A 24,284-nucleotide genomic window follows, 5' to 3' on the forward strand; every position below is an offset into this window, starting at 1 on the left:
CCGGGCTGACAATTTCGACTGTAATGGACGTTCTTAAACGACTAGTCAAACAAGAACGTCCCCAACGACCATATTGCGATAGACGACCACGTTTGTCCAGATAAAACCGACCAAATAAACCTGTCCCCTTTTGGTAGGTTTAGATCAAGGCAACGCCGATGCCTTGGTACCGACAGCGAAAACCCGCCAGAGCGAGCAAGGTGCCTTGAAACGAGGCGGCATTGATCTTTTGATCATGCCGCCGAAGTTGAAAGGCAGATTGCCGTTCTGGCGGGTTTGCAGCGTCAACTAGTTACGCGGTTCGTAGAACCGCGTAACCCCTAGAAACGGTTGCCGCGGAAGCCGCCGCCGTTACGGCCGCCACGGTCGCCACCGCGACCGCCGCGGTCGTTACCACGGTTGCCGCCAAAGCCGCCACGGTTGCCACCGCGATCGCCATAGCCACCACGGTTGCCACCAAAGCCGCCGCGACCGCCACGGTCGCCGCCACGGTCACCAAAGCCGCCACGGCCACCGCGATCGCCACCGCGACCGCCGCGGTCACCGCCACGGCCACCGCGATCGCCAAAGCCGCCGCGACCGCCACGGTCGCCGCCACGGCCACCGCGCTCGTCACGGCCGCCGCGAGGACCGCGGTCCTCGTCCAGGCCCATGGCGACGAGCGGAGCGATGACCTTATCGAGAGCGGCCATCAGCTCGGTGGCCTCCTCGTAAGAAAGCTCGGGCAGGAGCTTCTCCTTCTTGTTGGCAAGCTCGACCAGGCCCTCAGCGGCATCCTCGGCAGCAAAGACGACGATCTTGCGCATATCGCCCTCGGCGTCGTCGATGCGGCCGACCAGATCGGCAGCCTCGGCCTCGGCCATCAGGCCATCGAGCTCACGAAGGCGCATGCCCAGCAGGTCGGACATTTCCTTCTGCTCCATCTTGGGCTTGAGGTCAAGAAGCTTGATGGCGCGCTCGATGTTCGCCATGCGCTCGGCCTTGGCCTCCTCCTCCTTGGAAATAGCAAAGCGACGGCTGCGCAGCAGGCGGGCGGCCTTCTGCATCTTGTCCATCAGCTCTTCGTCATCGTAATCAGCGGCGGCCTCGACAACCTCGGCCTCCTCGGCGGAAACCTCGTCAGCAGCCTCAACCTCAGCAGCTTCGGTCTCCACGGTCTCGACTGCCTCGACCTCGGCAGCCATGGTCTCGTTCTCGGTCTCGTTCATGATCTCTTCGTTCTCAGACATGAGACTCCTTCTTGGCCCTCTCGGGCATCATCGCCCCATTCGCGGGGCCCGTCGCGCACTCTTTGCGCTTTATACATTCATGCCTCTCGGCAAAACGTCCATTAGTTTATGGTGTCGCCATCCAATCTAGCTGCAGAATCTATGTGCACACATTAATGCGACATGTGCGACTCGCGGCGAGCGTACACCAGCGACACCGCGAACCCGACAACGGCAATCACGGCCGCCACGCGCACGGCGGCTGCAAATCCTATCGCCTGGGCAACGTCCGACGCAACGCCTGCGGCTCCAGCAGCCACCGCAGAACTCGAAAGCAGGCCGATAAACAGCGACGGACCAAACGACGCGGCAATCATGTTCCACGTGTTAAGCAATGCCGTTCCGTGAGGATGCTCAGCGGCGGGAAGCGTCTCCAAACCGGCGGTCTGCGAGGGGCTCAGTACCAAACCGACGCCGGCATACACCACAACGGTCAGCAGCACGACAACGCCGATGTTCATGCTTGCCGCGGTCATCGAGATTGCCGTCTGCCCCACAGCGATCAGGGCAAAGCCGACCGGCAGCAGCGGCCACGCACCACGGGCATCCATCACGCGTCCGCCCACAATCGAGGTCACGGCGTTGCAGGCGATCGCCGGCAAAATGAGCAAACCCGCGACAAGTGCGGTCATCCCGTATGCGCCCTCAAAATAGAGCGGCAACAAAACGCTCATCGAGAACGTCGTCATCATCGACACCACCACAAGCAGGCATGCAGGCCAAAAACGAACGCTCGCCATGGGACGCACGTTAAGCACCGGATGCTTGAGCTTGAGCTGACGAACCGCAAACAGGCCGAGCACCACAACAGCGGCGAAAAGCGTCGCGATACCGGCCATCACATTGGTCGAGAACTCGCCTACGGAATACACGAACGCCGTAATGCCGGCAGTGAGCAAAACAACCGACAGAATATCAAGCGTGGTGTTCGAGCGCTCTCCGACATTCCGAACGAGCTTTGCTGCCGCCGCGGCGACCACGACACCGCCCACCAGCGGCACTACGAACACCGCTCTCCAGCCAAACAACGTGCACATAAGACCACTAATCACAGGCCCAAACGCCGGCCCTAGCGTAATGCAGGCACCGCCCAGGCTCAGATACAGACCGAGCTTCTCGCGCGGAGCGCAAGATAGCACTACATTCATCATGAGCGGAAACAAGATGCCCGATCCCGCAGCCTGCAAAATACGACTTGGCAGCAAAACAGTAAACGACGGGGCGACCAGGCACAGGACTTCTCCGGCGACCGTGCATCCGCATGCGAAAAACAGCAGCTTGCGCGTCGAGAAACGACCAGAAAGAAAGGCCATGATGGCCGTAAAGATCGACGTCACGATCATGTAGCCCGAAACAAGCCACTGCGCCGTGGTGGCACTCACCGAAAAGGCCGCCATGATGTCGTGCAACGCCACGTTAATGATGTTCTCGTTAAAGGCGGCAACAAAGGCTGCGATATACATTACGGCGAGAAACGCCGAAGTGGCCGATGGCGTTGTCTGAACTTGTTGCTGAGATTTGCTCCCCATGCATTTCCTTCCTCTTGGAACGACAGTCGCATCGCCCCAGAGGAACAGTCCAGGGCGAAAAATGAGCCCTAGACTTACGCCAGACGCCGTACGCGACGAATCTGGCAACATGGTCCAACGTCGAAAGATTGTAACGCAGACGCGCAGCTTTCCTTCCGCGCTATTATTAAAAGTCCACGAAAGCATGAGACATGAGGAGCCCGCCATGATTAAGCCCATCATGAAATCCGAGTTCTTTTTGCGTCTGCCTTCCGAAGACGCAGGACCCGATGATGCCGCAACCGGGCAGGACCTCCTGGATACGCTCCACGAGCATGAGCACGATTGCGTGGGCCTCGCCGCCAACATGATCGGCGTGCGCAAACGCATCATCTGCGTAAAGGACGGAAACAGGGCGCTCCTGATGTACAACCCTCAAATTCTTGAGCAGGTCAATGCCTATCAGACGAGCGAAGGATGCCTCTCGCTTTCCGGCGAGCGCCCCTGTACTCGCTATCGCCGCATTAAGGTTGAGTATTTGGACGAGAATTTCGTCCACCGCATCAAAAACTTCTCGGGCTACACCGCCGAGATCATCCAACACGAAATCGACCACTGCCAAGGAATCGTGATCTAGGTTACTTGCCGACATGAGGGAACCGGAGGCTACCCTATGGATATCAGCCGTTTTGGTGAGTTCGCCATCTTGGCGCAGTCGCGTACGTTTCTCGATGCGGCGGAGCTGCTCTTCATGTCGCAGTCGACTCTCTCCAAGCACATTATGGCAATGGAGCGCGAGCTCGGCTGTAATCTCATCGATCGGAGTCAACACCACGTTACGCTCACCGCGCAAGGCGAAGCGCTCCTCCCCTATGCACAAAAGATAGCGACGCTCCAGCATCGCTATCTCGCTGCCATCCAGATAGCCGCAGATGAACCACTCGAACGCATCACCGTGGGCTCCATCCCCATCATGGCTCCCTATGGAATCACGGACGCCGTCATCGATTTCCAGCAGGCGAACCCCTCGTATTCCGTTGAGCTCATCGAGGGCGAAGGCAGCGCACTCAAGCAGATGCTCTTGCGCGAGGACATCGACCTCGCCTTCATCCGCGACGGCGGCGTCATCGAGCCGGAGTTTAAAAAAATCCCCTTTACAACCGACCGGCTCGTGGCCGTTATCCCGCTCGACCATCCACTCGCCAAGCGCAACGCCATCGAGATCGACGACCTTATCGATGAGAATTTCCTTATGCTTCCCCAAGGCTCGTTCGTGAGCGAACTCACCCTCTCCCTTTGCCGCAAGGCAGGATTCAGCCCACGTGTCACGTTTACCGGCAAACGGGCAGAAAACATCATCTCGCTTGTCGCGCGCGATGCCGGCGTCTCGCTGCTCATGCGCAAGCCTGCCGAATCACTCGCCGGCGGCAAGGTGGCCCTCGTGCCGCTCGAGCCTGCAACGACCTCCGAGGTCAGGCTCTACCTCAAACGGAGCGCTGCGTACTCGCAAGCCGTCGTCTCGTTTATCGGCTTTCTCCCCTATCGCCAGCTTCTACAGGGCGGCCGCATGACCTCCGAAGCGCCGCAGTCGTCGTAATCCCAGCACACACCGCCACTTTTGAGATGCCCCACAAACCAACCGACAACGGTACAAAACGCAAAAGGCCCCGGACAGCACAGCTGCCGTCCGAGGCCTTTTAAATCAAAGCGGGTAGATGGACTAGTCCACCGAGATGTTGAGGGTCTGACCGCCCTCGTCCTTCTTGGTGCCGATCACCATAGCGGCGATAAGCGCCAAAATAAAGGCGACCAGACCGGAGATGACAAGACCGATAAAGCCCGAATCGATGCCAGCGGGGTTGATAAAGCTCGGGAAGCCGAGCGGACCGGAGGCACCGAAGGCATAGAGCTTGGCACCCATAAGGCCGGCAATGGCGCCGCCGACACCGGCGGAAATGAAGGTCGCCCACATGAGACGCTTACGCGGCAGCAGGATGGCGTAAAGCGCGGGCTCGTTGACGCCGAAGATCGACGAGACGAGAGCAGGGATGTTGATGACAGCGTTTTCCTCGGAATCCTTGGTTCGAATGATCATGCCGAGCACGGCACCGGCGATGGCGCACCCACCTGCGTATACGAGAGGGTTGATGAGGTCATAGCCGTAGGTTGCGACATCGATGAACCACAGCGGAATGACGCCCCAGTGCAGACCGAACATGACGAGCAGGCTCCAGAACGTGCCGATGACAAAACCGGCGATGGCGGGCTGGAAGTTGATGAGCGCCAGGATGATTTGGGCAACGATGTTGGAGAGGACCGTCATGACCGGACCGACCACAAGCAGGCCCAGGATGCCGCAAATGAGAAGCGTCAAAATGTTGGAGAAGAACGAGCTCACAAGCGCGGGCAGTGCGCCAGAAAGGAATTTGTGCACCTTCGAGGCGATCCAGACGATGAAAATCGCAGGCAGAATCGTCGATGAATAGTTCTGCATAATCAACGGGATGCCAAAGATATCACCGTAGACATTGGACTCAAGGACCGTACCGGTGCCGAGCGTGTAAAGCGGGTCTCCACCCATAAGGGCAACGAGCGTCGGGTAGACGAGGATGCCGCCGAGGGCCATACCCATAACGGGCTTAAGTCCGAACTTCTTGGCAGCCGTCCAGCCGATGATAAGCGGGAAGTAATAGAAGACCGAATCTCCGATTGCCGAGAGCGTCACATAGGTATTGCTGTCCTTGGCGAGCCAACCGGCAACCGTGCAGAGGGCGAGCATCGACTTGATGAAGCCACCGGCCATAAGCACGCCAAGAACCGGTTGCAGGATCTCGGAAATGATGGCGAGTAGGCGCGAGAACGGATCGCCCTTCTTGACATTGTCGCCCTCATCGATATCAAGCGCGGGCTTGGCGTCGAACCCGCCGATCTGAACGAGTTCATTGTAGACGGACTCGACGGTGGCACCGATTACGACCTGATACTGTCCACCGGCCTGGATGACGTCAACGACACCCTTCATGGCCTTGAGCTCATCGGTCTGGGCGAGCGATTCGTCCTTGAGGTGAAAGCGGAGACGCGTAATGCAGTGACTCACGTCCAGCACATTGTCTCGGCCACCGACCTTTGCGATGATTCCATCGCAAAGCTGCTGGTATTTCATGGTATTCCTCCTTTTTCTGAGCGGGGTATGGCATTGATTCCAGACCCCCGTAGTCGACGTGGGGAGCCACAGAACCCGCCTCCCCTTTAAAATCCGCGGGCGCATATACGTCCGGGATGGGAGATAACAAGGGAAATAAGAACGCCGATCACACGGCCGCGACCCTCATGGGTCCCATGCCGTGGCGGCAAAACTACAGGCGCGAATCTGGCGCGCCGAGAAGGCGCGCGGTTTGACAGAACTTATCGCATAGGCGCTCCGGTTCGCCTTGGGGAATCTGGGTACGTTCGGTCTCAAAGGAGAGGCCGTATTCACGCGCCGGAAGGAAGTACTCGTAATAGCCGTTGGTATAACCGCAGACAATCCCCTCAACCGGACATTCGCGCTTCATGCGAACGCCAAGGTCGCTGCCGAGCTCGCTCGGAAACACAAAGAGGTGCATACCACCCAAGCTGATAACGGCGCACTTGAGCGTGAGCGAAAAATCGTCATGGGCGACGGTGTGATAGAACGTCTGGGGCTCGATACGGTCGAGTTTAACCTCGCGATCGAGCTTGATTTGGGAAATCGCCTCGGCAAGACCGGTCGACACGCGCTCGACCTCGGGGATGCCACGACCTTGGCGAAAATTGCGATCGCTGCAGTCGCCAGCAGCGCCCACGACCATGGCAGGATAGTACCCGAGGCTCGGGGCGAGCTTTTTACCGGTAAGGCCGGCAAGCTCACTCGTGAGCTCCGTACAATCGGGCCCGACGCAAGCGGAATGCACCGCCCAGTTCACAAAGCCCGCAAATGGCTTGCCTTCGGTATCGAAGAACGAAACGACAATGACCTCATTGTCGGCGAGTTCGCCTGGGATGATGCGGTTGTCATAGAAACCGGTGACGACCTGCTTGCCCAGGCGGCAAATCGCGGGCTGCGCATTGGCGCGGCACTCCTCAAAGCATTGGCAAATGGTATCGAGGAGCCAGCGATAGTAGTTCTCGTCGAATTTTCCCGTCCACCAGCTGCGGTGGTAAGCGACGATTGAAGTATGGTCGTGCGTCGCCGAGAGCAGGACGCAATCACGGTCAATGCCGTAGCGCTCGGCGAGCATTGTCTTGACTTCCTCGGCCATGCTTTCCTCGAACTCGAGGACATCGGCATTAAAGAGAAACACCTCGCGTTCGCCTTGCTGGAAGAGAATGGCGTTGGCGTAGACGTCGTCATGGATGCCCGTCGCAGGCTCCAGGCGGTTGGGAAGATTGCGATAGCCAATCAGGTAGATGTCGCCCTGTGGGGTGATTTTGCGGCGCGCGTGTCCAATGTTCATGCACGTTCTCCTTCTGTGTTACGCCGCATTCAAGGCGGCAATGATGATATCGACGAGGCGCTCATGGGAGCCGGCGGCAAAACCGGAGTTCATGGCCTCATAGGTGATCTTTTCGTACGCGTCGGGGGCCGGTAGGTATTTCTGTCCGCCGTTGACGAGCGTGGCAAAGAGCACAGAGCCGGACCGGGCGACGCGCACGGTGGCGCCGAATGTACTCGAGACCTCGGGCTGCACGCCGACAAGCTCGACGTTTCCCAGCCGAAGCAGATAGACCCTCGTGTGCTGCTCACCGGCAGCATGAAACTCATACGTTCGATGCGGAGCCAAAGAGTAAAAATCGGCGCGTGTCTGAGCGGGCAGGAGGACGTCGACCGTGCGAGCATCGATGCCGGCAGCGCTATCCTCACGTGCCATGCGAGCGGCCTCAATCAAAGCATCGCCCAAGACCTGCCCCTGCTGGTGCAGCATGCGGTATCCGTCCTCATGGGCATCGACCGTCCGCTTCACGCCGGCGGCATCGAACGTGACGTTCATGGCGCGCTCCGCCGGACCTTGGTCGCCCGCGGCGCCCGGCAGCAACAGGGCAACGCCGCCCAGCTCACGCTCGAGTGACATGGCGGCAAAACCAAAGAGATCTCCGCTCGCCACGCGTCTCCCCTCGGAGTCGCGCGACCCGTCGAGCACGGAGGACTGGACGTCCGCCGCCGCAAGTACGGCAACGTACTCGCCCCCGGCATCCCTCATGGCGAGCACGGGCATCGCGTGGTCGGCAAACCCCTCGGGATTCGAGCCCAACCACCAGCCGGCCGGCGTCTCGATGTCGCGATTAACGTTCACGGGGCAGTCGCCCTCCGCCGTGGCGAGTGTGACGGAGCGAATGCCCGCAACAGCCCGCTCGACAGCCGTGCGGGCGGCGGCGATGAGCGCTGCGCGATAGCGCTCGTTGCGATCGCGGGCAGCAGCATCGGCAAGATGCCCGGGAGTGCGAACGTGAGGCATGGAAAACGTGTGGGTAGGAACCACCCAAGAGTAAGCGCCACTGCAGCCGGCGGCATCCTCGACGACCTCACGCAGATCGGCGAGCAGAGCCGGAGCAATCGATGTGACCTCAAGCGAAAGAATGCAGGAGCGTCGCCCCGCCCCCTCGATGACAAGAGCACGGGCAAAGACCTCATGGCGGAGTTCGTCGAAACCGTCAAACGGCAATACGCCCCCAAGATCGATGGCCGCACGGGCGGCCCCAGCCCTCATCTCTCCTTTGTCCATGGCAGACACCCCCTCTGATTGCCGCTCACTCGACACCGTACAGTCGCTGCGCCGTGCCGCCAAGCACAAGATCTGTGTCTGCATTGCTCAGACTCGCGGCACGAACGCAGGCGACACCCTCGGTGAGCCACTCGCGTTTAACCGGATAGCTCGTGCCAAAAACAATATGGTCTGCACCCAACACGTTAACCGCGCAGGCGAGGAGTGTCTTGCCCCAAGGCTGGGCATGGGACATGTCGAAATAGATGTTGTTCTCGAGGCGCTTGGAAACGGTCTCGGTATCGACCTGAAAACGTCCAGAGGCATCAGGGCGCTTGGGGCCGTGAGGCAGCAGCATCTCCTTGAACGCAAAGTATGCGCCACCGAGCATGGAGTGGACCATCTTGATATTAGGATAGCGCTCGAAGAAATCACCAAAGATCTCGCGGCCGATCGCCGTAGTTTGGTCGACGCAGCGACCATAAGAGCGGCGAAGGTTGTCGTACGCGAGAAGCGACTCGTTCTCGACCGGTACGGGAACATGGTGGACGTAAACGGTGACGTTGCGCTCGTTCAGGTGCTCGAAGAAGCTCGAGAAAACCCGGTCGTCGAGATAGCGCTTGCCGTAGTGAGCGCAGAGCTGCACACCCGCAAAACCATCGTCGAGCCTGCGGCCGAGCTCCTCTAAATTTGCCTTGGTGCCAAAGGGTGGCACAGCGACAAGCGGAATCAGGCGGCCATTTGACGCCTTCGCGTCAGCGGCCATACCGTCGTTGAAGCGCCGACACATCTCGAGCGACATCCACTCGTGGCAGCCGGGGAGCTTGAGGATCGCCTTGTCGACCCCCGCCTCATCCATATCGGCCAAGCGCTTCTCGAGGGTGTAGTCGCCCTCGATGTAATTAAGGCCCGGAGAACCGGCGGGCATCTCGATCACGATCTGTCGCTTGCCGACGGAATTCACGGTCAGATAGCCTTCGGTGTCGTAGGCGCGGGGCACCTCGGCCAAAAACTGTTCGCAGAGCGTCTCGTCATGAAAGATGCGCTCGTCGAACCAGTAGGAATTTGCATCGATAATCATTGGTTGGAACCGCCTTTCATCTTGTTGAGAACATTCTAGAAAAGCGGGTACCCGGGCATCAATTCCAGCTTAAGCCTACTGTATTCCATTTTGGAATAGAACTTACCGCTCACACGCGAACCTTGCTCGCTCAAAGAGACAAAGCGTTAGCAGCACGGGCTTAGACAGAAAACGGCCGGCCCGCATCCGTTGCGGGCCGGCCGTTTTAGTACAGGCTACCTTTGTCGTTACGACTGGCGGTAATGATCGAAGAAGTCGGCGAGATCTTCGAGGGACTCTTTGAGCACTTCCATGCGCGGCAGGTACACGATGCGGAAGTGATCAGGCTCATCCCAGTTAAAGCCGCCGCCGCGGGTGATCAGGATCTTCTTCTCGTGTAGCAGGTCAAGGGCAAACTGCTCGTCATCGGTGATGTTGAACTTCTTAACATCCATCTTGGGGAAGATGTAGAACGCCGCACGCGGCTTGACCACCGAGATGCCGTCAATCTTGTTGAGCGCCTCATACACAAAGTTGCGCTGCTCGTAGACACGGCCGCCGGGACGGATGTAGTCGTTGACGGACTGGTGTCCACCGAGTGCCGTCTGAACGATCGATTGAGCCGGCACGTTGGAGCACAGGCGCATGTTGGAGAGCATGTTGATGCCCATAATAAAGTCGCTCATGCAGCGCTGGTTGCCCGAAAGCACCATCCAGCCAATACGATAGCCCGCAATCATGTGCGACTTGGAAAGGCCGCTAAAGGTGACGCAGGGCAGGTCGGGAGCGAGCGAGGCAATCGAGACGTGCTCGTAGCCGTCCATGCACAGGCGGTCGTAGATCTCATCCGCAAAGATCATCAGCTGATGCCTGCGTGCAACCTCGACGATGCCCTCGAGCACCTCGCGCGGATAGACGGAACCCGTGGGGTTGTTGGGGTTGATGATGACGAGGGCTTTGGTCGCGCTCGTGATCTTAGACTCCATATCCTCCAGATCGGGATACCAATCCGCCTGCTCATCACACAAATAATGTACGGGATGACCACCGGCAAGGGTTGCGCACGCCGTCCAGAGCGGATAGTCGGGGCTGGGGATCAGAATCTCGTCACCGTTATCGAGCAGCGCGTTCATCGAAAGCTGGATGAGCTCGGACACGCCGTTGCCCGTGTAGATGTGCTCCATCTGAACATTGGGCAGGCCCTTGATCTGCGAGTACTGCATGATCGCCTTGCGCGCGGAGAACAGGCCGCGCGAGTTGGAATAGCCTTCGCAGCCGGGCAGCTGCTGGCGCATGTCCTTAATGACCTCATCGGGCGTGCGGAAACCAAAGGGCGCCGGATTACCGATGTTGAGCTTGAGGATGCGCTCGCCCTCGTCCTCCATACGGGCAGCCTCGTCGACGACGGGACCGCGCACGTCATACAGGACGTTATCGAGCTTGGTGGATTTAGAAAAAGTACGCATGGTGGTGCTCCTTGGAATTTGAGCTGAAGGACTAGGTTCGAATTTGGCAACGTTATGGGACGAGGACGTCTCGCCTTGATCGGCGTCACCGGCGAGCAGCCAGGTAACATCGACCTCCAAAATACGGGCGAGCAGCTCTGCCACATCACGCCGCGGAATCGTCTTGCCGCTCACATATTGGCTCATCTGACTCTTGCCGAGTTTTTTGCCGAGCATCTCCGATGCGCGGATCACGTCCGACTGGCGAACGTCGCGATCGGACATAGTCTGTCGCAGGCGATCGCTAAACGTCTCTTGGGCCACAGGAACCTCCTTGCTGGCAAAGTTCAATTTATAGGACACGAATTGAACCGTAGTTCAATTTAGCAAGCAGTATAGCGCGGTGCTATTCCGAAAAGTTCAATTCCAAAAATAAAGTGAGCCAAACCCCGAGATTTATCCCAAGTCGACAACGACGTACGCCCATTTAGAGGTATTCAAGGAATCGAGCAGCAGCAAGCGAAACGTCGGCCGTTCGATATATGGCGTTAATCTGCCGATGGGGACGTCCCTCGAGCGGACGAATGGCGACATTGAACTGGCAGCGCCGCAAGATGAGCGCCGGAAGGATGCTCACGCCCAAGCCGTCCTCGACCATGGCCATAATCGCATAGTCATCCCAGGTCGACAGTTTTGAGCGCACCGTCAGCCCCGCCCGACGGAACAGCGGCGTAATCTCGTCATCGGTGCCGCGTTCCAGCAGAATAAACTGCTCGTTGGCCAAGTCGGCAAGCGAGACGGCCCCCTCACTAGCAAGCAAGGAGTCTACCGGCACTACCGCCATCAACTCGTCGCGCACCAAAGATCGCGATGTCATCCCATTTCCTCGGGGCTCATGCGGGATAAAGCCCAGATCACAACGGCCCTCCGCCACCCATTGTTCAATCTCTGAATAGTCGCCCATCAGTAACTCGTAATCAACGTCCGGATAATCGGCGCGAAAGCGCGCAATCACCGGCGGCAGCACGTGGGTCGCCACACTCGAAAACGTACCGATGCAGATTTTGCCGCGCATGAGCCCACGCATCTCATCCACCCGTCGCTGCAAACGAACAAATTCCTCGCATAACGCCTCGACCGCCGGCATAACTTGCCGCCCATCGGCAGAAAGCGTCACGCCCTCGCGGCTGCGATCGAGCACCTTAAAGCCCCAGTCGGCCTCGAGATCGGCCACCATACGGCTCACGCCCGACTGCGAATAGTTCAGCCGCTCGGCGGCGCGCGTAAAACTGCCGGCGCGCACGGTCTCGAGCAGCACCTGCATCTTTTGAATATTCGTTTCCACGGCACGCCTCCATCTTTGCATGAGTTTTTATCATGTTAACCATGCATTATATTCGCTTTTCTTCTAAAGCCAGTTCACCCATAGTGAACATGCTCGGATATAGAGGGGATGTCAGCGCATGAACAACGGACTGTTTACATACTTAGCAGCATTGCTATTGTTTGGCTCCAACGGCATCATTGCCGCGGCCATCGCGCTGCCGAGCTCCGATATCGTGCTGCTGCGCACCTTTCTGGGAGCCTTCTCGCTTGTCACCATCCTCGCCATCACCCAACGCCATAAACTGCAGGCGCCATCCCGCCCTCGCGAAGCTGCGGCCCTGATCCTCTCGGGAGCTGCGTTGGGCGCCAGCTGGATTTTTCTGTTTCGAGCCTATCAGACGATCGGCGTCGGCGTATCCTCGCTGCTGTACTACTGCGGCCCCATCATCGTCATGGCCCTCTCGCCGTTTATCTTTGGCGAAAAACTGACCGGCGGCAAAATCGCCGGCTTTATCGCCGTCGCCTGCGGCGCTTTTCTCATTGCAGCGCAAGGTCTCGGCGGCAACATGCCCATTGCGGGCATCGTCTGCGGCATCGCCTCGGCATTTTGCTATGCGCTGATGGTCATCGCTAGCAAGGGTGCGCCACGCATCGAGGGTCTCGAGAACTCTGCGCTCCAGTTAAGCGCCGCCTTTGTGACCGCGCTGGTCCTCACACTCGTCACCCAAGGCACCCCCTCGTTTTTCTCCCCCGGCATCGCCACAAGCATCGATTGGCGTGCCGTCGCTATGCTCGGCGTCGTCAACACCGGCATCGGTTGCCTGCTTTACTTTAGCGCCGTCGCCAAGCTGCCTGTGCAGACCGTCGCGGTTGTCGGCTACCTCGAGCCGCTTTCGGCGGTCGTGTTCTCGACCGTCCTTTTGGGTGAAGTCATAACGCCGGTCCGCCTGATGGGCGCCGCGCTTATCATCGGCGGCGCGCTCTTTTGCGAACTCGCCGGCAAGCGCGCAAGTACAAAGGCTGGCACTGCCCAGGCAGCGCGCGCCTAAAAGCCCCTCTTCAGTTTCCACCGACGAGCCCTATCGATCCCACCGAGCTGCTCGAGAGCGTCGCCGATACGCCCGAACAGCAACAGCTCGACGGCCTCGAGAGTGCCCAGCTCAACGACGTCAACTTCTAGCGACGTCACACATCGATGACAGTGGCCCTGCACCTCACGGGAGATGCAGGGCCATTTTGCATTGCAGTAAAGCTATGAGCTACGAACGGCGCGGCTCGGGAACCACGAGCCTATCGGGGCTCGCGCCCTCGGCATCCATCAGGCTCACGTAGCGAATCGACGGATCCCCATACATCGCGTAGTAATAATTGCCCGTGCGCGCGCTAAAGCATCCGGTGTAGATAGTCTTCTCGAACTTGCCATCGCCCATCCTGGACGCTCCCTCGATCATCACCACGCCCTCGAGCGAGCGGAACATGCGAACGACGTTTTCGGTCTCGCTCTCCTTTTGCGGGTAATTGGCATTGAGGTACGCCGCCTTTACGAAACGGCTCGGCGAATAGCAATCGCCCGGAATGCCGCGCATGCCGGCACCGGCTCCATAGGGCTTAAGCTCGGCGCCACGCCATGTCGCCGTCTGCGGAAAATCGCTTGTGGCGGTGATATAGGTGCGCAGGTTTTCCATGTGCCACGGGAAGGTCGGCTGGTTGGCAAGGGTGTCGACCGGATCGTCGTATACATGCAGGCCGTCAGCCATCATCTCGACCACGATGCTGCGCCGGCTGTCGCCGATAATCCAATGGAGCAGCGACACGCCCAGCCCCTCTCCGGCAGATTTGGCGACAATCACCGTGTCGCGCAGCGCGGCCTCGACCTCGTCGACCGTCGAGAACGTCGCTGCCACCCACAGGGGAAACTCATAGGCCGCGATATTGTTCTTGCCGTCGACAGGGCCCTCGGCATACTCGGCATAGCCGGGAAAGTTGAGCCCCGCCACAGCCAGACCCGCATCGTTACCACAGTCGAAAAACATGGGATAGTTCTTGTAATCGATGCACATGCCGATTACCGCGTGTGCCGCCGACGCATCGTCGATAAACGAATACGGAATGTGGAACCCGCGCGGCATCACGCGAACCTGTTGGCCGTAGTCAAAGCTCCAGTCGAGGTTGCGGCCCAGATACATGTGGCCAGAATTATCGGTAAATCGAATGCTCGTGCACATAGCGCCTCCTAGCTTTACGGTCCTGCTAAGGTTATTGTCACCAAACAAAAAGGCGCTAAACACAAAAGCCCGGACATGACAACAATGTCACGCCCGGACCAAAAACGACGAAGTGCGGTGCTGTGGTCGCCCTAGACAAGCTTGCCAAGACAGTGATCGATCATATGCTGAATCATCTGCGCCTCGAAGCCGACAAAGTCCTGCTTGCGCTCGCGCATCTTGCCATCGACGATCTGGTCAAAGGCAACCTTGCACTTGATATAGCGCGTGGACTTGGTGACCTCCTCGTGCGTCAGGCAGCTCTCCTCCATCTTGCTGGCGCCCAGGCCAAACACCAGACGGGGGTTGTAGAGCACGTGGGGCTCGCCGGCGTCGTCCAGGTAGACGCAGACCTTCTTGGTAACGCCAATCTGGTTAGCGGCAAGGCAGCCGGCATCGTCGAGCGACTTGATGGTATCGATCAGGTCCTGAGCAACCGACTCGTCCTCGACGGTCGCAACCTCGCAACGCTGGGACAGGATAGCCTCGTCGTGGCAAAGCTCTTTAATCATACGTTCCTCCATAGGGGTCGTTGTAACCGCTTAAGTATACGGTACCCACACATTTTCATGCGATAAATACCGTCCGTCTGTTACAAAGCGCCGAACATCAACATGCGAGGAACAGCAAGGTTGTAAAGACGATATAGTAAGTGAGTTCGTGTCAATCGGCCTAAACTCGGGGCCGAACAAGGAAAGGGTATGCATGGACGAACTTTTTCACGTCAGTGAGCGCAAGTCCACAATCGGGACCGAACTTCGCGCTGGACTGACAACATTCCTGGCGATGGCCTACATCATCGCCGTCAACCCCGCAGTGCTCTCGGGCGCTGGCATCGATGCGGGAGCGCTCGCCTGCGCCACCTGCCTGGGCGCCGGCATCATGACCATCTGCATGGGCATCTTCGCCAACCGCCCGCTCGCCTGTGCGTCGGGTCTGGGCATCAACGCCATGATTGCGGGCATCGCCACCACCATGTGCGGCGGCGACTGGCACGTGGCCATGAGCGTTATCTTCCTCGAGGGCGTCGTCATCTTGCTGCTCGTCCTTTGCGGCCTGCGCGAGGCCATCATGGACGCCATCCCCGTGGTCCTGCGCCACGCCATCTCGGTGGGTCTGGGCCTGTTTATCGCCATGATCGGCCTGTGCGACGCCGGCATCATCACCGCTGGCGCCGGTACGCTCGTCGGCCTGGGCGACATCGCCTCCCCCACCTTTATCGTCGGCATCATCTCCATCGTCGTGACGGTTGCCCTAGCTTCCCGCAACGTGCCGGGCTCGCTGCTCATCGGCATCATCGTCGCCGTTATCGCCGGAATCCCGCTGGGCGTCACCCATGCGCCCGAGGGCCTCATCGCACCGCTCGACTTCTCGACCTTCGGCGCCCCGTTTGCCAGCACTGCCGACGGCAACCTTGCCATCGTGAAGGTCCTGACCGACCCGATGCTGCTCGTCGTTGCCTTCTCGCTGCTCATGAGCGACTTCTTCGACACCATGGGCACCGCGATGGCCGTCGCCAAGCAGGGCGAGTTCTTGACCGAGGACGGCAATGTCGAGGACATCCGTCCCATCCTGGTCGTCGACTCCGTGGCCGCTGCTGCCGGTGGCTTTATGGGCGTCTCCTCCATCACTACCTTCGTCGAGTCCACCTCTGGCGCTGCCGACGGTGGTCGCACGGGCCTCACCTCCGTCACCACCGGCGTGCTGTTCATTCTCGCCGCGTTCTTCTCCCCCATCGTCACCATCGTTTCCAGTGCCGCCACCTGCGGTGCTCTGGTCTACGTCGGCTACCTCATGATGAGCGAGGCCTCCGAGATCGACTGGTCCGACGTGTCGCAGGGCTTCCCGGCGTTCATGATTGTCGCCGGCGTGCCCTTCACCTACTCCATCTCCGCCGGCATTGGCCTGGGCTTTATCGCCTACGTGATCGTCGCGCTCTTTAAGGGCGAGGCCTCCAAGATCAAGCCGCTCATGTGGATCGCAGCCCTTGCCTTCCTCGTCTACTTCTTCGTAGCGTAACGGCAAAGCTGCCAAAGCAGAACACCAAAGCGCGGAGTCGCATCGAGCGGCTCCGCGCTTTTCTTTTAAGCCCAGGCAACGCACGGATGCGCGATGTATTGCTTCCCAAGTTTTGGACATTTTGCCCTCCAAACGGCACTACCGCCGGCTACATCCTGCAGATATGCTGGGCGTAATCGCATAGGCCCTATGAGGATGGGAGTAACCATGGCCGCCTTGTTCACGACCCCCAAGCGCAATGACAAAACCTCTGGAGCCCATTTTATCGAGCCCGACGTGCGCCGTCGCACGTTGCTCGCACACGGCAGCTGGCGCCGCGTGACGCGCCGCATCGTTGTAGGCGCCGTATGCGCGCTTACGGTAAGCTCGCTGCTCATGCCGAGCGTCTCGCTCGCGGCGGAGTGGGTCAACGTCGGCGGCGCCCAGTACAACGCCGGCACTGCGGCGGGCGACGCCGCCGGCACCTGGTCATGGGACGGTGCCGACGACATGAAGCTCAACGGCTATAACGGCGGCGCGATCGAGGCAGCGGGCAAGCTCAACGTGAGCTACGAGGGCAACAACACCGTCACTAACGACAACGGCCGCGGCATCAAGGTTAAGGATGGCGCGAACGAGAACGCCGAGCTTAATATTCAGGGCGACGCGTCCAGCACGCTCAACGTGACCTCTTCTCGTGACGCCATCACTTCCGTCGGCAACATCAACATCGACGGCGCTGGCACTGTCAACGCCACGAGCACCGAGCACGATGCCATCGATGCCGGGGGCGATGTCACCATCAAGGGCTCGGGAAACGTTAACGCCACGGGCGATTCTGATGGCGTCAGGGCCGACGGCAACATCACGATCGACAACAGCGGAACCGTCACCGCCAAGGCCACCGACGATCAGAGTATCGATGCTAACGAGAACCTCATCATAAAGGGCGGCGGCAAGGTAGAGGCAAGCTCTATCAAAGACAATGCGATTTGGGCCGACGGCAACATCGAGATCTCGGGTGGCAGCCAGGTCAAGGCAAGCTCCGAGGAAGACGCCGCCATCGACGGTAAAAACAGCCTCACGGTCACGAACGCTTCCCTCAACGCAAGTGGCGTTGGGTATGGCATCTATGTCTACAAGGGCATCACGCTCGATGGCGCGACCGTGACGGTCCGCGCAAGCTCAGATGGCGGGGAAGCCAGCGCACTCTTCACCGATGAGGACGACATCGTCATCAAGAACGGCTCGACTGTGGATGCGCTCGCAGAAGGCAGGTTCTCGGTTGCAATCTCCACCAGTAATTTCTACTCCGACGAAGCGGGTGGCCATATCTACATCAGCGACTCCGTTGTCAAGGCCATAGCCCGCTATGCCGAGACCGGCGGCGACGGCCCCGACCACTACAGTGGAGACCAAAACGACGAAATCATCCCTGAGTCCGAGGGCCTGAACATCGGCATCTTCGCGCAGACCGAGAAGGGCATCACGCCCGCGACCATCTCGATCGTCCGCAGCAAGGTCACGGCCGAGGGAGACACGGCGGCTATCTTCGCCCTTGCCATGAGCGCGGACGGCAAGGCGATCGGCACCATCGAAATCAAGGACGCCATCATCCAGACGCCTGCAGGCGGCAAAGTCATTGACTATCGCAACAAGGAAGAGCTCAGCGACGGCATCGTCTACGAGGCGGGGCAGACCATCGGCACGGGCGATGCCACGATTGACTCCCCCTACGATGCAGCTGTCGCCAAGAGCACGGTCATCGTGCCTCCCGAGGAGATCAAACCCGAGGAGAAGCCAGGCGAGACCAAGCCCGAGGGTTCCAAGTCCGAGGGCACGAAGACGACCAAGACCGTTGCGGCTGCAACCGCGGGAGCCAAAACCACCGGCATCCTCGCCGCAACCGGCGACACCTCGAGCGCGGCCATCATAGCGACCGCCCTTGTAGGAACGGCCGCTATCGTCACAGGCGCCCTGGCGAGTCGCAAACGCTCGTAAACACTTTTTCGCACAGGACGGGTGGATCACGGCCCTTGCCTTCCTCGTCTACTTCTTCGTAGCGTGAGGGCAAGGCTGCAAAAGCTGAACAATAAAGCGCGGAGTCGCCATGCGGCCCCGCGCTTTTCTTTTAGCGCCGATCCCTGCGCCGGCGTGCGGCCTATTTCTCCCCCATTTTGGCCATTTTGCCCTCCAAACGGCACTACCGCCGGCAACATCCAGCAGATACGCTGAATCTAGTCGTATAGGCCCTATGAGAACGGGAGCAACCATGGCAGCCTTGTTCACGACCCCCAAACGCAATGACACTACCGCCGGAACCCATGTTGCCGAACCCGACGTTCGCCGTCGCATAAGACTCGCGCACGGCAGCTGGCGCCGCGTGACGCGCCGCATCGTCGTGGGAGCCGTATGCGCGCTCACGGTGAGCTCGCTGCTCATGCCGAGCGTCTCGCTCGCAGCGGAATGGGTCAAGGTCGGCGGCAACAAGTACAACACCGCGGCGAGCGACGAAGCCGGTACCTGGTCGTGGGACGGCGCCGACGACTTGAAGCTCAACAACTATAACGGCGGCGAGATCCAGGCCGCAGGCAAGCTCAACGTGAATTACTCAGGAACCAACATCGTCACTGCCGAATGGATCGAAAGCATCAACGTTTCTCATGGCACTAACGAGAATGCCGAGCTCAATATCCAAGGCGACGCGGGCAGCACGCTCAGCGTGACATCTACTGAGGACGCTATCCTCTCCACGGGTAATATCAACATCGACGGAGCCGGATCCGTCAACGCCACGAGCACTGGGTTTGATGCCATCAATGCCGGGGGTGATCTCGCTATCAAAGGTTCGGGCAACGTCAACGCCACGGGTGCATCGGATGGCATCAGGGCAAACGGCAATATCACGATTGACGACAGCGGAGCCGTCACCGCCAGGGCTACCGAGGACAAGGGTATTGGAACCGACAAGAACCTCACCATCAAGGGTGGCGGGACGGTCGAGGCAAGCTCAGCTGATGGTGAGGCCCTTTGGAGCGGCGGCAATATCAACATCTCGGACGGCAGCCAGGTCAAGGCAAGCTCCGAGAAAGACGCTGCCGTCGAGGCCAAGGGCAGCCTCGCGGCCACAAACGCCTCCCTCAACGTAAACGGTGTTGAATATGGCGTCTATGCCCACAAGGGCATCACCCTCGATCATGCAAACGTGACGGTCCGTGCAGGTAAAGGCAGATACGGTGGCGCCATCGCCCTCTTCACCTACCAGGACGACATCGTCGTCAAGAACGGCTCCACCGTGGACGCGTCTGCGGAAGGCGAGGTTTCGGCTGCATTCTCCACCAGAAACGATCGACCCAACGAGAAGGGTGGCCACATCTACATCAGCGACTCCGTTGTCAAGGCCATAGCCCGCTATGTCGAGAACGGCGACGGCCCCATCCCCTACAGCGAAAACCAAGATGGCGAGACGAGGCGCGAACCCCAAGGCGAGAACATCGGCATCATCGCCCAGACCAGCGAGGGCGTCACACCCGCAGTCATCTCGATCACCCGCAGCAAGGTAACGGCCGAAGGATATACAGCGGCAATCTTTGCCCGTGCCATGAGCGCTGACGGCAAGACAATCGGCACCATCAAGATTGAGAACGCCGCCATCCAGACGCCCGAAGGCGGCAAGGTCATTGACTATCACAAGCTCCGTGACGGCATCTACGAGGCAGGCCAAGCCATCGGCACGGGCGACGCCACGGTCGACTCCCTCTATATCAAAGCAGTCGCCAAAAGCACGACCATCGCACCTCCCGAGGTAGCCAAGCCGGAAGACCCCAAGCCCGACGAGACCAAGCAAAACCCCAAGCCTGAGGGCTCAAAGCCGACCAAGGCCGTTGCGGCTTCAACCACGAAAGCCAAGACTACCGGCGTGCTCGCGGCAACCGGCGACACCTCGGGTGCGGCCATCGTGGCAACCGTCCTTGCGGGAACAGCCGCTATCGCCGCAGGCACCATGGCGAGCCGTAAGCGCTCTTAGACGCCTCTGCGCACATGGCAGCTCCCGCGAAGGCCCCGAGCCCCAGCACCGTTTAACAACGCCACCGCCGAGCTCCCCTCCGGCGGTGGCGTTTTCCATATGTGTCCGCAGGGTATGCACGAGATTGTCTTTGGTCTAGCCCAACCTGCATGAGCCGGCGTGCGACAATGGGGGCCGTCGATATCACAACGCCGAGAGAAGCCCGTCATGGAAGCGCATCAAAAGCAGATAACCGTTCATGCACAGCATGCCGAAAGCGCACCAGTCATCTATCTTCCCGTGGTCATGGGCGACGGCACGGAGGTTTATGAACGCTGCCGAGAGCTCGACTGTCCGCCATTCGCCCTCGTCACCATTGGCGGGCTCGATTGGAATCGCGAGCTGAGCCCCTGGGCATGCGACGGGACCGTACGCGATGCCGAGCCTTTCGGCGGCCAAGCTGCCGATTTTCTTGATGAGCTGCTGAATCAGATAATCCCCCAGGTCGAGTCGTCGCTTCCTCAGCCGCCCACCTGGCGCGGCATTGCCGGTTACTCGCTCGCGGGCCTCTTCGCACTCTGGTCCCTCTGGCAAACCGACGCCTTTGACCGCGCCGCGAGCGCATCGGGGTCGCTATGGTTTCCCGACTTTGTCGACCGTGCCAGCACGGCCCCTTTTGCCGGCAGCCCGCAAGCCGTCTATCTGTCGCTCGGCAAAAAAGAGACCAAGACGCCCAACCGCATGATGCGGCATGTGCTCGACGACACGCGCGCAATGGAAAAGCTGCTCGGCGAACGTGGTATTCCCACGACGCTGGAGCTCAACCCCGGCAATCACTTTTCCCAGACCGACTTGCGCATGGCCCGCGGCATCCACTGGATACTGACGCATTAAAAATGGTGCCCACGCGCATATACGCATGGGCACCATATCTTGTTTTAGCTGAACACAGCTGCTACTCAGCAGCCTCCTCAAGCTCGGAGACATCAAACTCAAAGTCGTTACCCGGCAGGATGGCGTTGAGCACAATGCCCACCAGCGAGCCCACGGCAAGACCGGAAAGCGAAATCGTCACGCCGCCCAATTCCAGCACGATGGCGCCGGCGGTGCTGTACGCAATGCCGAGCGAAAGCACGAGCACCAGGGCGGCCACCAGCACGTTGCGGTTATTTTGGAAATCGACCTGGTTCTCGATGAGGTTGCGAACGCCCACGGCGCTGATCATGCCATAGAGCACGAGCGACACACCGCCGATTACACACGCCGGCATGGCCGCAATGACAGCCGCGAACTTGGGGCAGAACGAGAGCACAATGGCACAACATGCGGCAATGCGAATCACGCGCGGGTCAAACACACGCGTTAGGGCAAGCACACCGGTGTTCTCGCCATAGGTGGTGTTAGCCGGAGCGCCAAAGAGCGATGCGAGAATGGTCGCCAGGCCGTCGCCAAGCAGCGTGCGATGCAGGCCAGGATCGGCGATGTAGTTACGCTCGCAGGTGGAGCCGATAGCCGAGATATCACCGACATGCTCGATCATGGTCGCAAATGCCAGCGGCATAATGGTGATGATGGCCGTCATGGCAAGACCGCTATCGAACTGCGGCCCAAAGAGTGCAAACACGGTGTTGTCCCACACGATGGGCAGACCGACCCACGGAGCGGCGGCAACGCCCGAGAAATCAACCTCGCCGAGCGCAGTCGCAACGGCATAGCTCACCACAACGCCCAGCAGAATCGGCACGATCTTGACCATGCCACGGCCCCAGATGTTGCAGATGACGATCACCGCCACAGCGACAACGGCAACAAGCCAATTGGTCTGGCAGTTGGCGATGGCAGAGCTTGCCAAGATCAGGCCGATGGAAATGACGATGGGGCCAGTCACTACCGGCGGGAAGAAGCGCATAACGCGCTTGGCACCAAACGCGCGAAACAGGGCCGCCAGCACCGGATAGAGCAGGCCGGCACAGGCTACACCTAGGCAGGCGTAGGGCAAAAGCTCGGCCTCGCCGTTGGGCGCGATGGCGGCATAGCCCGCGATAAAGGCAAACGAAGATCCCAAAAACGCTGGCACCTTGCCGCGCGATAGGAAGTGGAAGAGCAGCGTGCCCAGGCCGGCAAACAAAAGGGTCGCCGACACCGAGAGACCGGTGAGCACGGGTACGAGCACCGTGGCACCGAACATCGCGAATAGATGCTGCAGACCGAGTAGGAACATGCGCGGGCGACCGAGCGACGACGCATCGTAGATGGCATCGGCGACGGCGGGCGTCGAGGATTGGGACATGGATGTCCTTTCATAATGGAAGGGCGCCCGGGCATATCGGATTACCTGCCCGAACGATACGATCCGAACCATTGTACGCGATGCATGCCGCTCCGACCACGACGCCCCTGCGAACGGCAGCACTACTTCCAGATGCGCTCGGCGATGCGTTTGACCAGGGCGATCTTTGCCCACTGCTCGTCCTCGGTCAGCTTGTTGCCAATCTCGCAGCTGGCAAAGCCGCACTGGGGAGACAGATACAGGTTCTCGAGCGGCACGTACTTTGCGGCTTCGCGGATGCGCTCAACGATAACGTCCTCGTCCTCGAGCTCTGCGGCCTTGGTGGTCACCAAGCCCAGCACGACCTTCTTGCCCGGGGCAACGTAGCTGAGCGGCTCAAAACCGCCGGCGCGCGGCGTATCGAACTCCAGGTAGAATGCGTCGACATCCTCATGTGCAAACAGGTACGGCGCGATGGGGTCATAGCCGCCCTCGAAAGCATAGGTAGAGTGGTAGTTGCCGCGGCACACGTGCGTGTTAATGACGAGGTCGTCGGGCTTGCCCTCGATGGCGGCGTTGTTGAGCGCCACGCCCAGCTCGCTCACCTTTTGCAGGTCAACCGGGCTCATGCCAGTCTTGGACACAAAGTCGGTATCGCAATAGATGCCCCAGGTGCAGTCATCAAACTGGATGTTGCGGCAACCCGCTGCGTACAGGTCGGCGATCACCGTGCGATAAGCGGCTGCAATTGCGTCGGCAAGTTCCTCATCGGTCTTATAGACAGCGCGCAGGCTCTCCTGCTGGCCATCGCAGCGGTCGAGCGTAACCTCCGAGAACGTCTGGATCGGCGCCGGAATGGTCTGGCGTGCAACGTGGCCATCCCCCTCGAGCGCCTTGACAAACTTAAAGTGCTCGACGAAGGGGTGGTTCTCGCCGCTGATGGGGCCGGTCACCACGGCGGTGTCAGCCGTGGTCTCCTCGTCGTGGAACATATAGCCCGTACGCGAGGTGCGGCGTTCAATGCCGTTGAGCCCCCACATAAAGTCGAGGTGCCAGTAACTGCGACGAAACTCGCCATCGGTAATCACCTGCAGGCCAGCGGCCTTTTGCTTGTCCACCAGGTCGCGAATAGCCTCATCCTCGACGGCCTTAAGCCCCTCGGCATCAAGCGCGCCTGCCGCATAGGCAGCGCGGGCATCCTTTACGGCCTGCGGACGAAGAAAGCTGCCGACGATATCAGCGCGAAACGGCGCGTTCGGTTGAATTGAAGTGCTCATAGATATCTCCCTTTGCATTGGTTGCTTTACTGGGACAGAGTATGAGCGCTCATATAGCCATCGTAAAATATACGTTTATAACAGTTTGATATAGATGCTTCCTATATCAGTTGGGACTGCCATGAAGAGATTTGACCTGTGCA

The 24,284-nt window shown here is 59.6% G+C and carries 19 protein-coding genes; 7 read left to right on the forward strand and 12 right to left on the reverse strand.

From position 1 onward, the window contains the following. Positions 1–320 precede the first annotated feature (320 nt). Positions 321–1,229: a hypothetical protein gene (locus tag DXB86_RS05570; protein WP_117736459.1), complete on the reverse strand. Its 909-nt coding sequence runs from the start codon at positions 1,227–1,229 to the stop codon at positions 321–323. A 152-nt stretch (positions 1,230–1,381) separates the two neighbouring features. Next, complete coding sequence (locus DXB86_RS05575) at positions 1,382–2,797, reverse strand: MFS transporter (RefSeq protein WP_117736460.1); 1,416 nt, start codon at positions 2,795–2,797, stop codon at positions 1,382–1,384. Positions 2,798–3,002: 205 nt separating this feature from the next. Here DXB86_RS05575 and DXB86_RS05580 point away from each other — a divergent pair, with 205 nt between their 5' ends. Beyond that, positions 3,003–3,413 carry a peptide deformylase gene (locus tag DXB86_RS05580; RefSeq protein ID WP_117736461.1) on the forward strand — a complete coding sequence of 137 codons (411 nt, stop codon included), beginning with the start codon at positions 3,003–3,005 and terminating at the stop codon, positions 3,411–3,413. Between the two features lie 36 nt (positions 3,414–3,449). After that, entirely contained in the window at positions 3,450–4,373 is a 924-nt protein-coding gene (locus tag DXB86_RS05585) for a LysR family transcriptional regulator (RefSeq protein ID WP_117736462.1), read from the forward strand. 123 nt (positions 4,374–4,496) lie between these two features. On the opposite strand, the gene DXB86_RS05590 is transcribed toward DXB86_RS05585, so the two are convergent. The 6 genes from DXB86_RS05590 to DXB86_RS05615 form a co-directional block, all read right to left on the reverse strand. After that, positions 4,497–5,939: a PTS transporter subunit EIIC gene (locus tag DXB86_RS05590; RefSeq protein WP_117736463.1), complete on the reverse strand. Its 1,443-nt coding sequence runs from the start codon at positions 5,937–5,939 to the stop codon at positions 4,497–4,499. A gap of 193 nt (positions 5,940–6,132) precedes the next feature. Further along, complete coding sequence (locus DXB86_RS05595) at positions 6,133–7,251, reverse strand: neutral/alkaline non-lysosomal ceramidase N-terminal domain-containing protein (protein ID WP_117647440.1); 1,119 nt, start codon at positions 7,249–7,251, stop codon at positions 6,133–6,135. A gap of 18 nt (positions 7,252–7,269) precedes the next feature. After that, positions 7,270–8,517 (reverse strand): hypothetical protein, encoded by a 1,248-nt coding sequence (locus DXB86_RS05600; protein WP_128620467.1) that lies wholly within the window; start codon positions 8,515–8,517, stop codon positions 7,270–7,272. Positions 8,518–8,542: 25 nt separating this feature from the next. Then, positions 8,543–9,577: an amidohydrolase family protein gene (locus DXB86_RS05605; protein ID WP_117736464.1), complete on the reverse strand. Its 1,035-nt coding sequence runs from the start codon at positions 9,575–9,577 to the stop codon at positions 8,543–8,545. A 227-nt stretch (positions 9,578–9,804) separates the two neighbouring features. After that, the gene (locus DXB86_RS05610) at positions 9,805–11,286 is read right to left on the reverse strand and encodes an aminotransferase class I/II-fold pyridoxal phosphate-dependent enzyme (protein WP_117736526.1); all 1,482 of its coding nucleotides are present in this window, start codon (positions 11,284–11,286) and stop codon (positions 9,805–9,807) included. A 202-nt stretch (positions 11,287–11,488) separates the two neighbouring features. Continuing rightward, on the reverse strand, positions 11,489–12,346 hold the full coding sequence (locus DXB86_RS05615) for a LysR family transcriptional regulator (protein ID WP_233504161.1): 858 nt from the start codon (positions 12,344–12,346) through the stop codon (positions 11,489–11,491). Positions 12,347–12,464: 118 nt separating this feature from the next. Between DXB86_RS05615 and DXB86_RS05620 the strand changes: the two genes are divergently transcribed. Beyond that, complete coding sequence (locus DXB86_RS05620) at positions 12,465–13,376, forward strand: DMT family transporter (protein ID WP_117736466.1); 912 nt, start codon at positions 12,465–12,467, stop codon at positions 13,374–13,376. A gap of 210 nt (positions 13,377–13,586) precedes the next feature. Here DXB86_RS05620 and bsh read toward each other — a convergent pair whose 3' ends face one another. Together bsh and DXB86_RS05630 are read right to left on the reverse strand one after the other, a co-directional pair. Next, positions 13,587–14,552 carry a choloylglycine hydrolase gene (gene bsh / locus DXB86_RS05625; protein WP_117736467.1) on the reverse strand — a complete coding sequence of 322 codons (966 nt, stop codon included), beginning with the start codon at positions 14,550–14,552 and terminating at the stop codon, positions 13,587–13,589. 131 nt (positions 14,553–14,683) lie between these two features. After that, the gene (locus tag DXB86_RS05630; RefSeq protein ID WP_055250721.1) at positions 14,684–15,103 is read right to left on the reverse strand and encodes a peptide deformylase; all 420 of its coding nucleotides are present in this window, start codon (positions 15,101–15,103) and stop codon (positions 14,684–14,686) included. 193 nt (positions 15,104–15,296) lie between these two features. On the opposite strand from DXB86_RS05630, the gene DXB86_RS05635 reads away from it, so the two are divergent. The 4 genes from DXB86_RS05635 (at position 15,297) to DXB86_RS05650 (ending at position 21,489) form a co-directional block, all read left to right on the forward strand. Next, on the forward strand, positions 15,297–16,610 hold the full coding sequence (locus tag DXB86_RS05635; protein ID WP_089573357.1) for an NCS2 family permease: 1,314 nt from the start codon (positions 15,297–15,299) through the stop codon (positions 16,608–16,610). 207 nt (positions 16,611–16,817) lie between these two features. After that, positions 16,818–18,590, forward strand: coding sequence for a carbohydrate-binding domain-containing protein (locus DXB86_RS05640; protein ID WP_158555290.1), 1,773 nt, complete (start codon positions 16,818–16,820; stop codon positions 18,588–18,590). A 271-nt stretch (positions 18,591–18,861) separates the two neighbouring features. Continuing rightward, positions 18,862–20,616 (forward strand): hypothetical protein, encoded by a 1,755-nt coding sequence (locus tag DXB86_RS05645; protein ID WP_158555291.1) that lies wholly within the window; start codon positions 18,862–18,864, stop codon positions 20,614–20,616. A gap of 207 nt (positions 20,617–20,823) precedes the next feature. Further along, positions 20,824–21,489 carry an alpha/beta hydrolase gene (locus DXB86_RS05650; protein WP_117736470.1) on the forward strand — a complete coding sequence of 222 codons (666 nt, stop codon included), beginning with the start codon at positions 20,824–20,826 and terminating at the stop codon, positions 21,487–21,489. Between the two features lie 61 nt (positions 21,490–21,550). Here DXB86_RS05650 and DXB86_RS05655 read toward each other — a convergent pair whose 3' ends face one another. Beyond that, positions 21,551–22,885, reverse strand: a complete 1,335-nt coding sequence (locus DXB86_RS05655; protein ID WP_117736471.1) for a uracil-xanthine permease family protein — start codon at positions 22,883–22,885, stop codon at positions 21,551–21,553. A 122-nt stretch (positions 22,886–23,007) separates the two neighbouring features. Next, positions 23,008–24,141 (reverse strand): 5-methyltetrahydropteroyltriglutamate--homocysteine S-methyltransferase, encoded by a 1,134-nt coding sequence (locus tag DXB86_RS05660; protein ID WP_233504162.1) that lies wholly within the window; start codon positions 24,139–24,141, stop codon positions 23,008–23,010. Positions 24,142–24,284 lie beyond the last annotated feature (143 nt).

It is taken from the genome of Collinsella sp. OM06-18AC (assembly GCF_003438785.1).
In the GTDB taxonomy this organism is placed as follows: Bacteria; Actinomycetota; Coriobacteriia; order Coriobacteriales; family Coriobacteriaceae; genus Collinsella.

Excerpts from the sequence above, each read along its gene's own strand:
- DXB86_RS05570 (WP_117736459.1), bottom strand. The coding sequence starts at position 1,229 with ATGTCTGAGAACGAAGAGATCATGAACGAGACCGAGAACGAGACCATG.
- DXB86_RS05575 (WP_117736460.1), bottom strand. The coding sequence starts at position 2,797 with ATGGGGAGCAAATCTCAGCAACAAGTTCAGACAACGCCATCGGCCACT.
- DXB86_RS05580 (WP_117736461.1), top strand. The coding sequence starts at position 3,003 with ATGATTAAGCCCATCATGAAATCCGAGTTCTTTTTGCGTCTGCCTTCC.
- DXB86_RS05585 (WP_117736462.1), top strand. The coding sequence starts at position 3,450 with ATGGATATCAGCCGTTTTGGTGAGTTCGCCATCTTGGCGCAGTCGCGT.
- DXB86_RS05590 (WP_117736463.1), bottom strand. The coding sequence starts at position 5,939 with ATGAAATACCAGCAGCTTTGCGATGGAATCATCGCAAAGGTCGGTGGC.
- DXB86_RS05595 (WP_117647440.1), bottom strand. The coding sequence starts at position 7,251 with ATGAACATTGGACACGCGCGCCGCAAAATCACCCCACAGGGCGACATC.
- DXB86_RS05600 (WP_128620467.1), bottom strand. The coding sequence starts at position 8,517 with ATGGACAAAGGAGAGATGAGGGCTGGGGCCGCCCGTGCGGCCATCGAT.
- DXB86_RS05605 (WP_117736464.1), bottom strand. The coding sequence starts at position 9,577 with ATGATTATCGATGCAAATTCCTACTGGTTCGACGAGCGCATCTTTCAT.
- DXB86_RS05610 (WP_117736526.1), bottom strand. The coding sequence starts at position 11,286 with ATGTCCGATCGCGACGTTCGCCAGTCGGACGTGATCCGCGCATCGGAG.
- DXB86_RS05620 (WP_117736466.1), top strand. The coding sequence starts at position 12,465 with ATGAACAACGGACTGTTTACATACTTAGCAGCATTGCTATTGTTTGGC.
- bsh (WP_117736467.1), bottom strand. The coding sequence starts at position 14,552 with ATGTGCACGAGCATTCGATTTACCGATAATTCTGGCCACATGTATCTG.
- DXB86_RS05630 (WP_055250721.1), bottom strand. The coding sequence starts at position 15,103 with ATGATTAAAGAGCTTTGCCACGACGAGGCTATCCTGTCCCAGCGTTGC.
- DXB86_RS05635 (WP_089573357.1), top strand. The coding sequence starts at position 15,297 with ATGGACGAACTTTTTCACGTCAGTGAGCGCAAGTCCACAATCGGGACC.
- DXB86_RS05640 (WP_158555290.1), top strand. The coding sequence starts at position 16,818 with ATGGCCGCCTTGTTCACGACCCCCAAGCGCAATGACAAAACCTCTGGA.
- DXB86_RS05645 (WP_158555291.1), top strand. The coding sequence starts at position 18,862 with ATGGCAGCCTTGTTCACGACCCCCAAACGCAATGACACTACCGCCGGA.
- DXB86_RS05650 (WP_117736470.1), top strand. The coding sequence starts at position 20,824 with ATGGAAGCGCATCAAAAGCAGATAACCGTTCATGCACAGCATGCCGAA.
- DXB86_RS05655 (WP_117736471.1), bottom strand. The coding sequence starts at position 22,885 with ATGTCCCAATCCTCGACGCCCGCCGTCGCCGATGCCATCTACGATGCG.
- DXB86_RS05660 (WP_233504162.1), bottom strand. The coding sequence starts at position 24,141 with ATGAGCACTTCAATTCAACCGAACGCGCCGTTTCGCGCTGATATCGTC.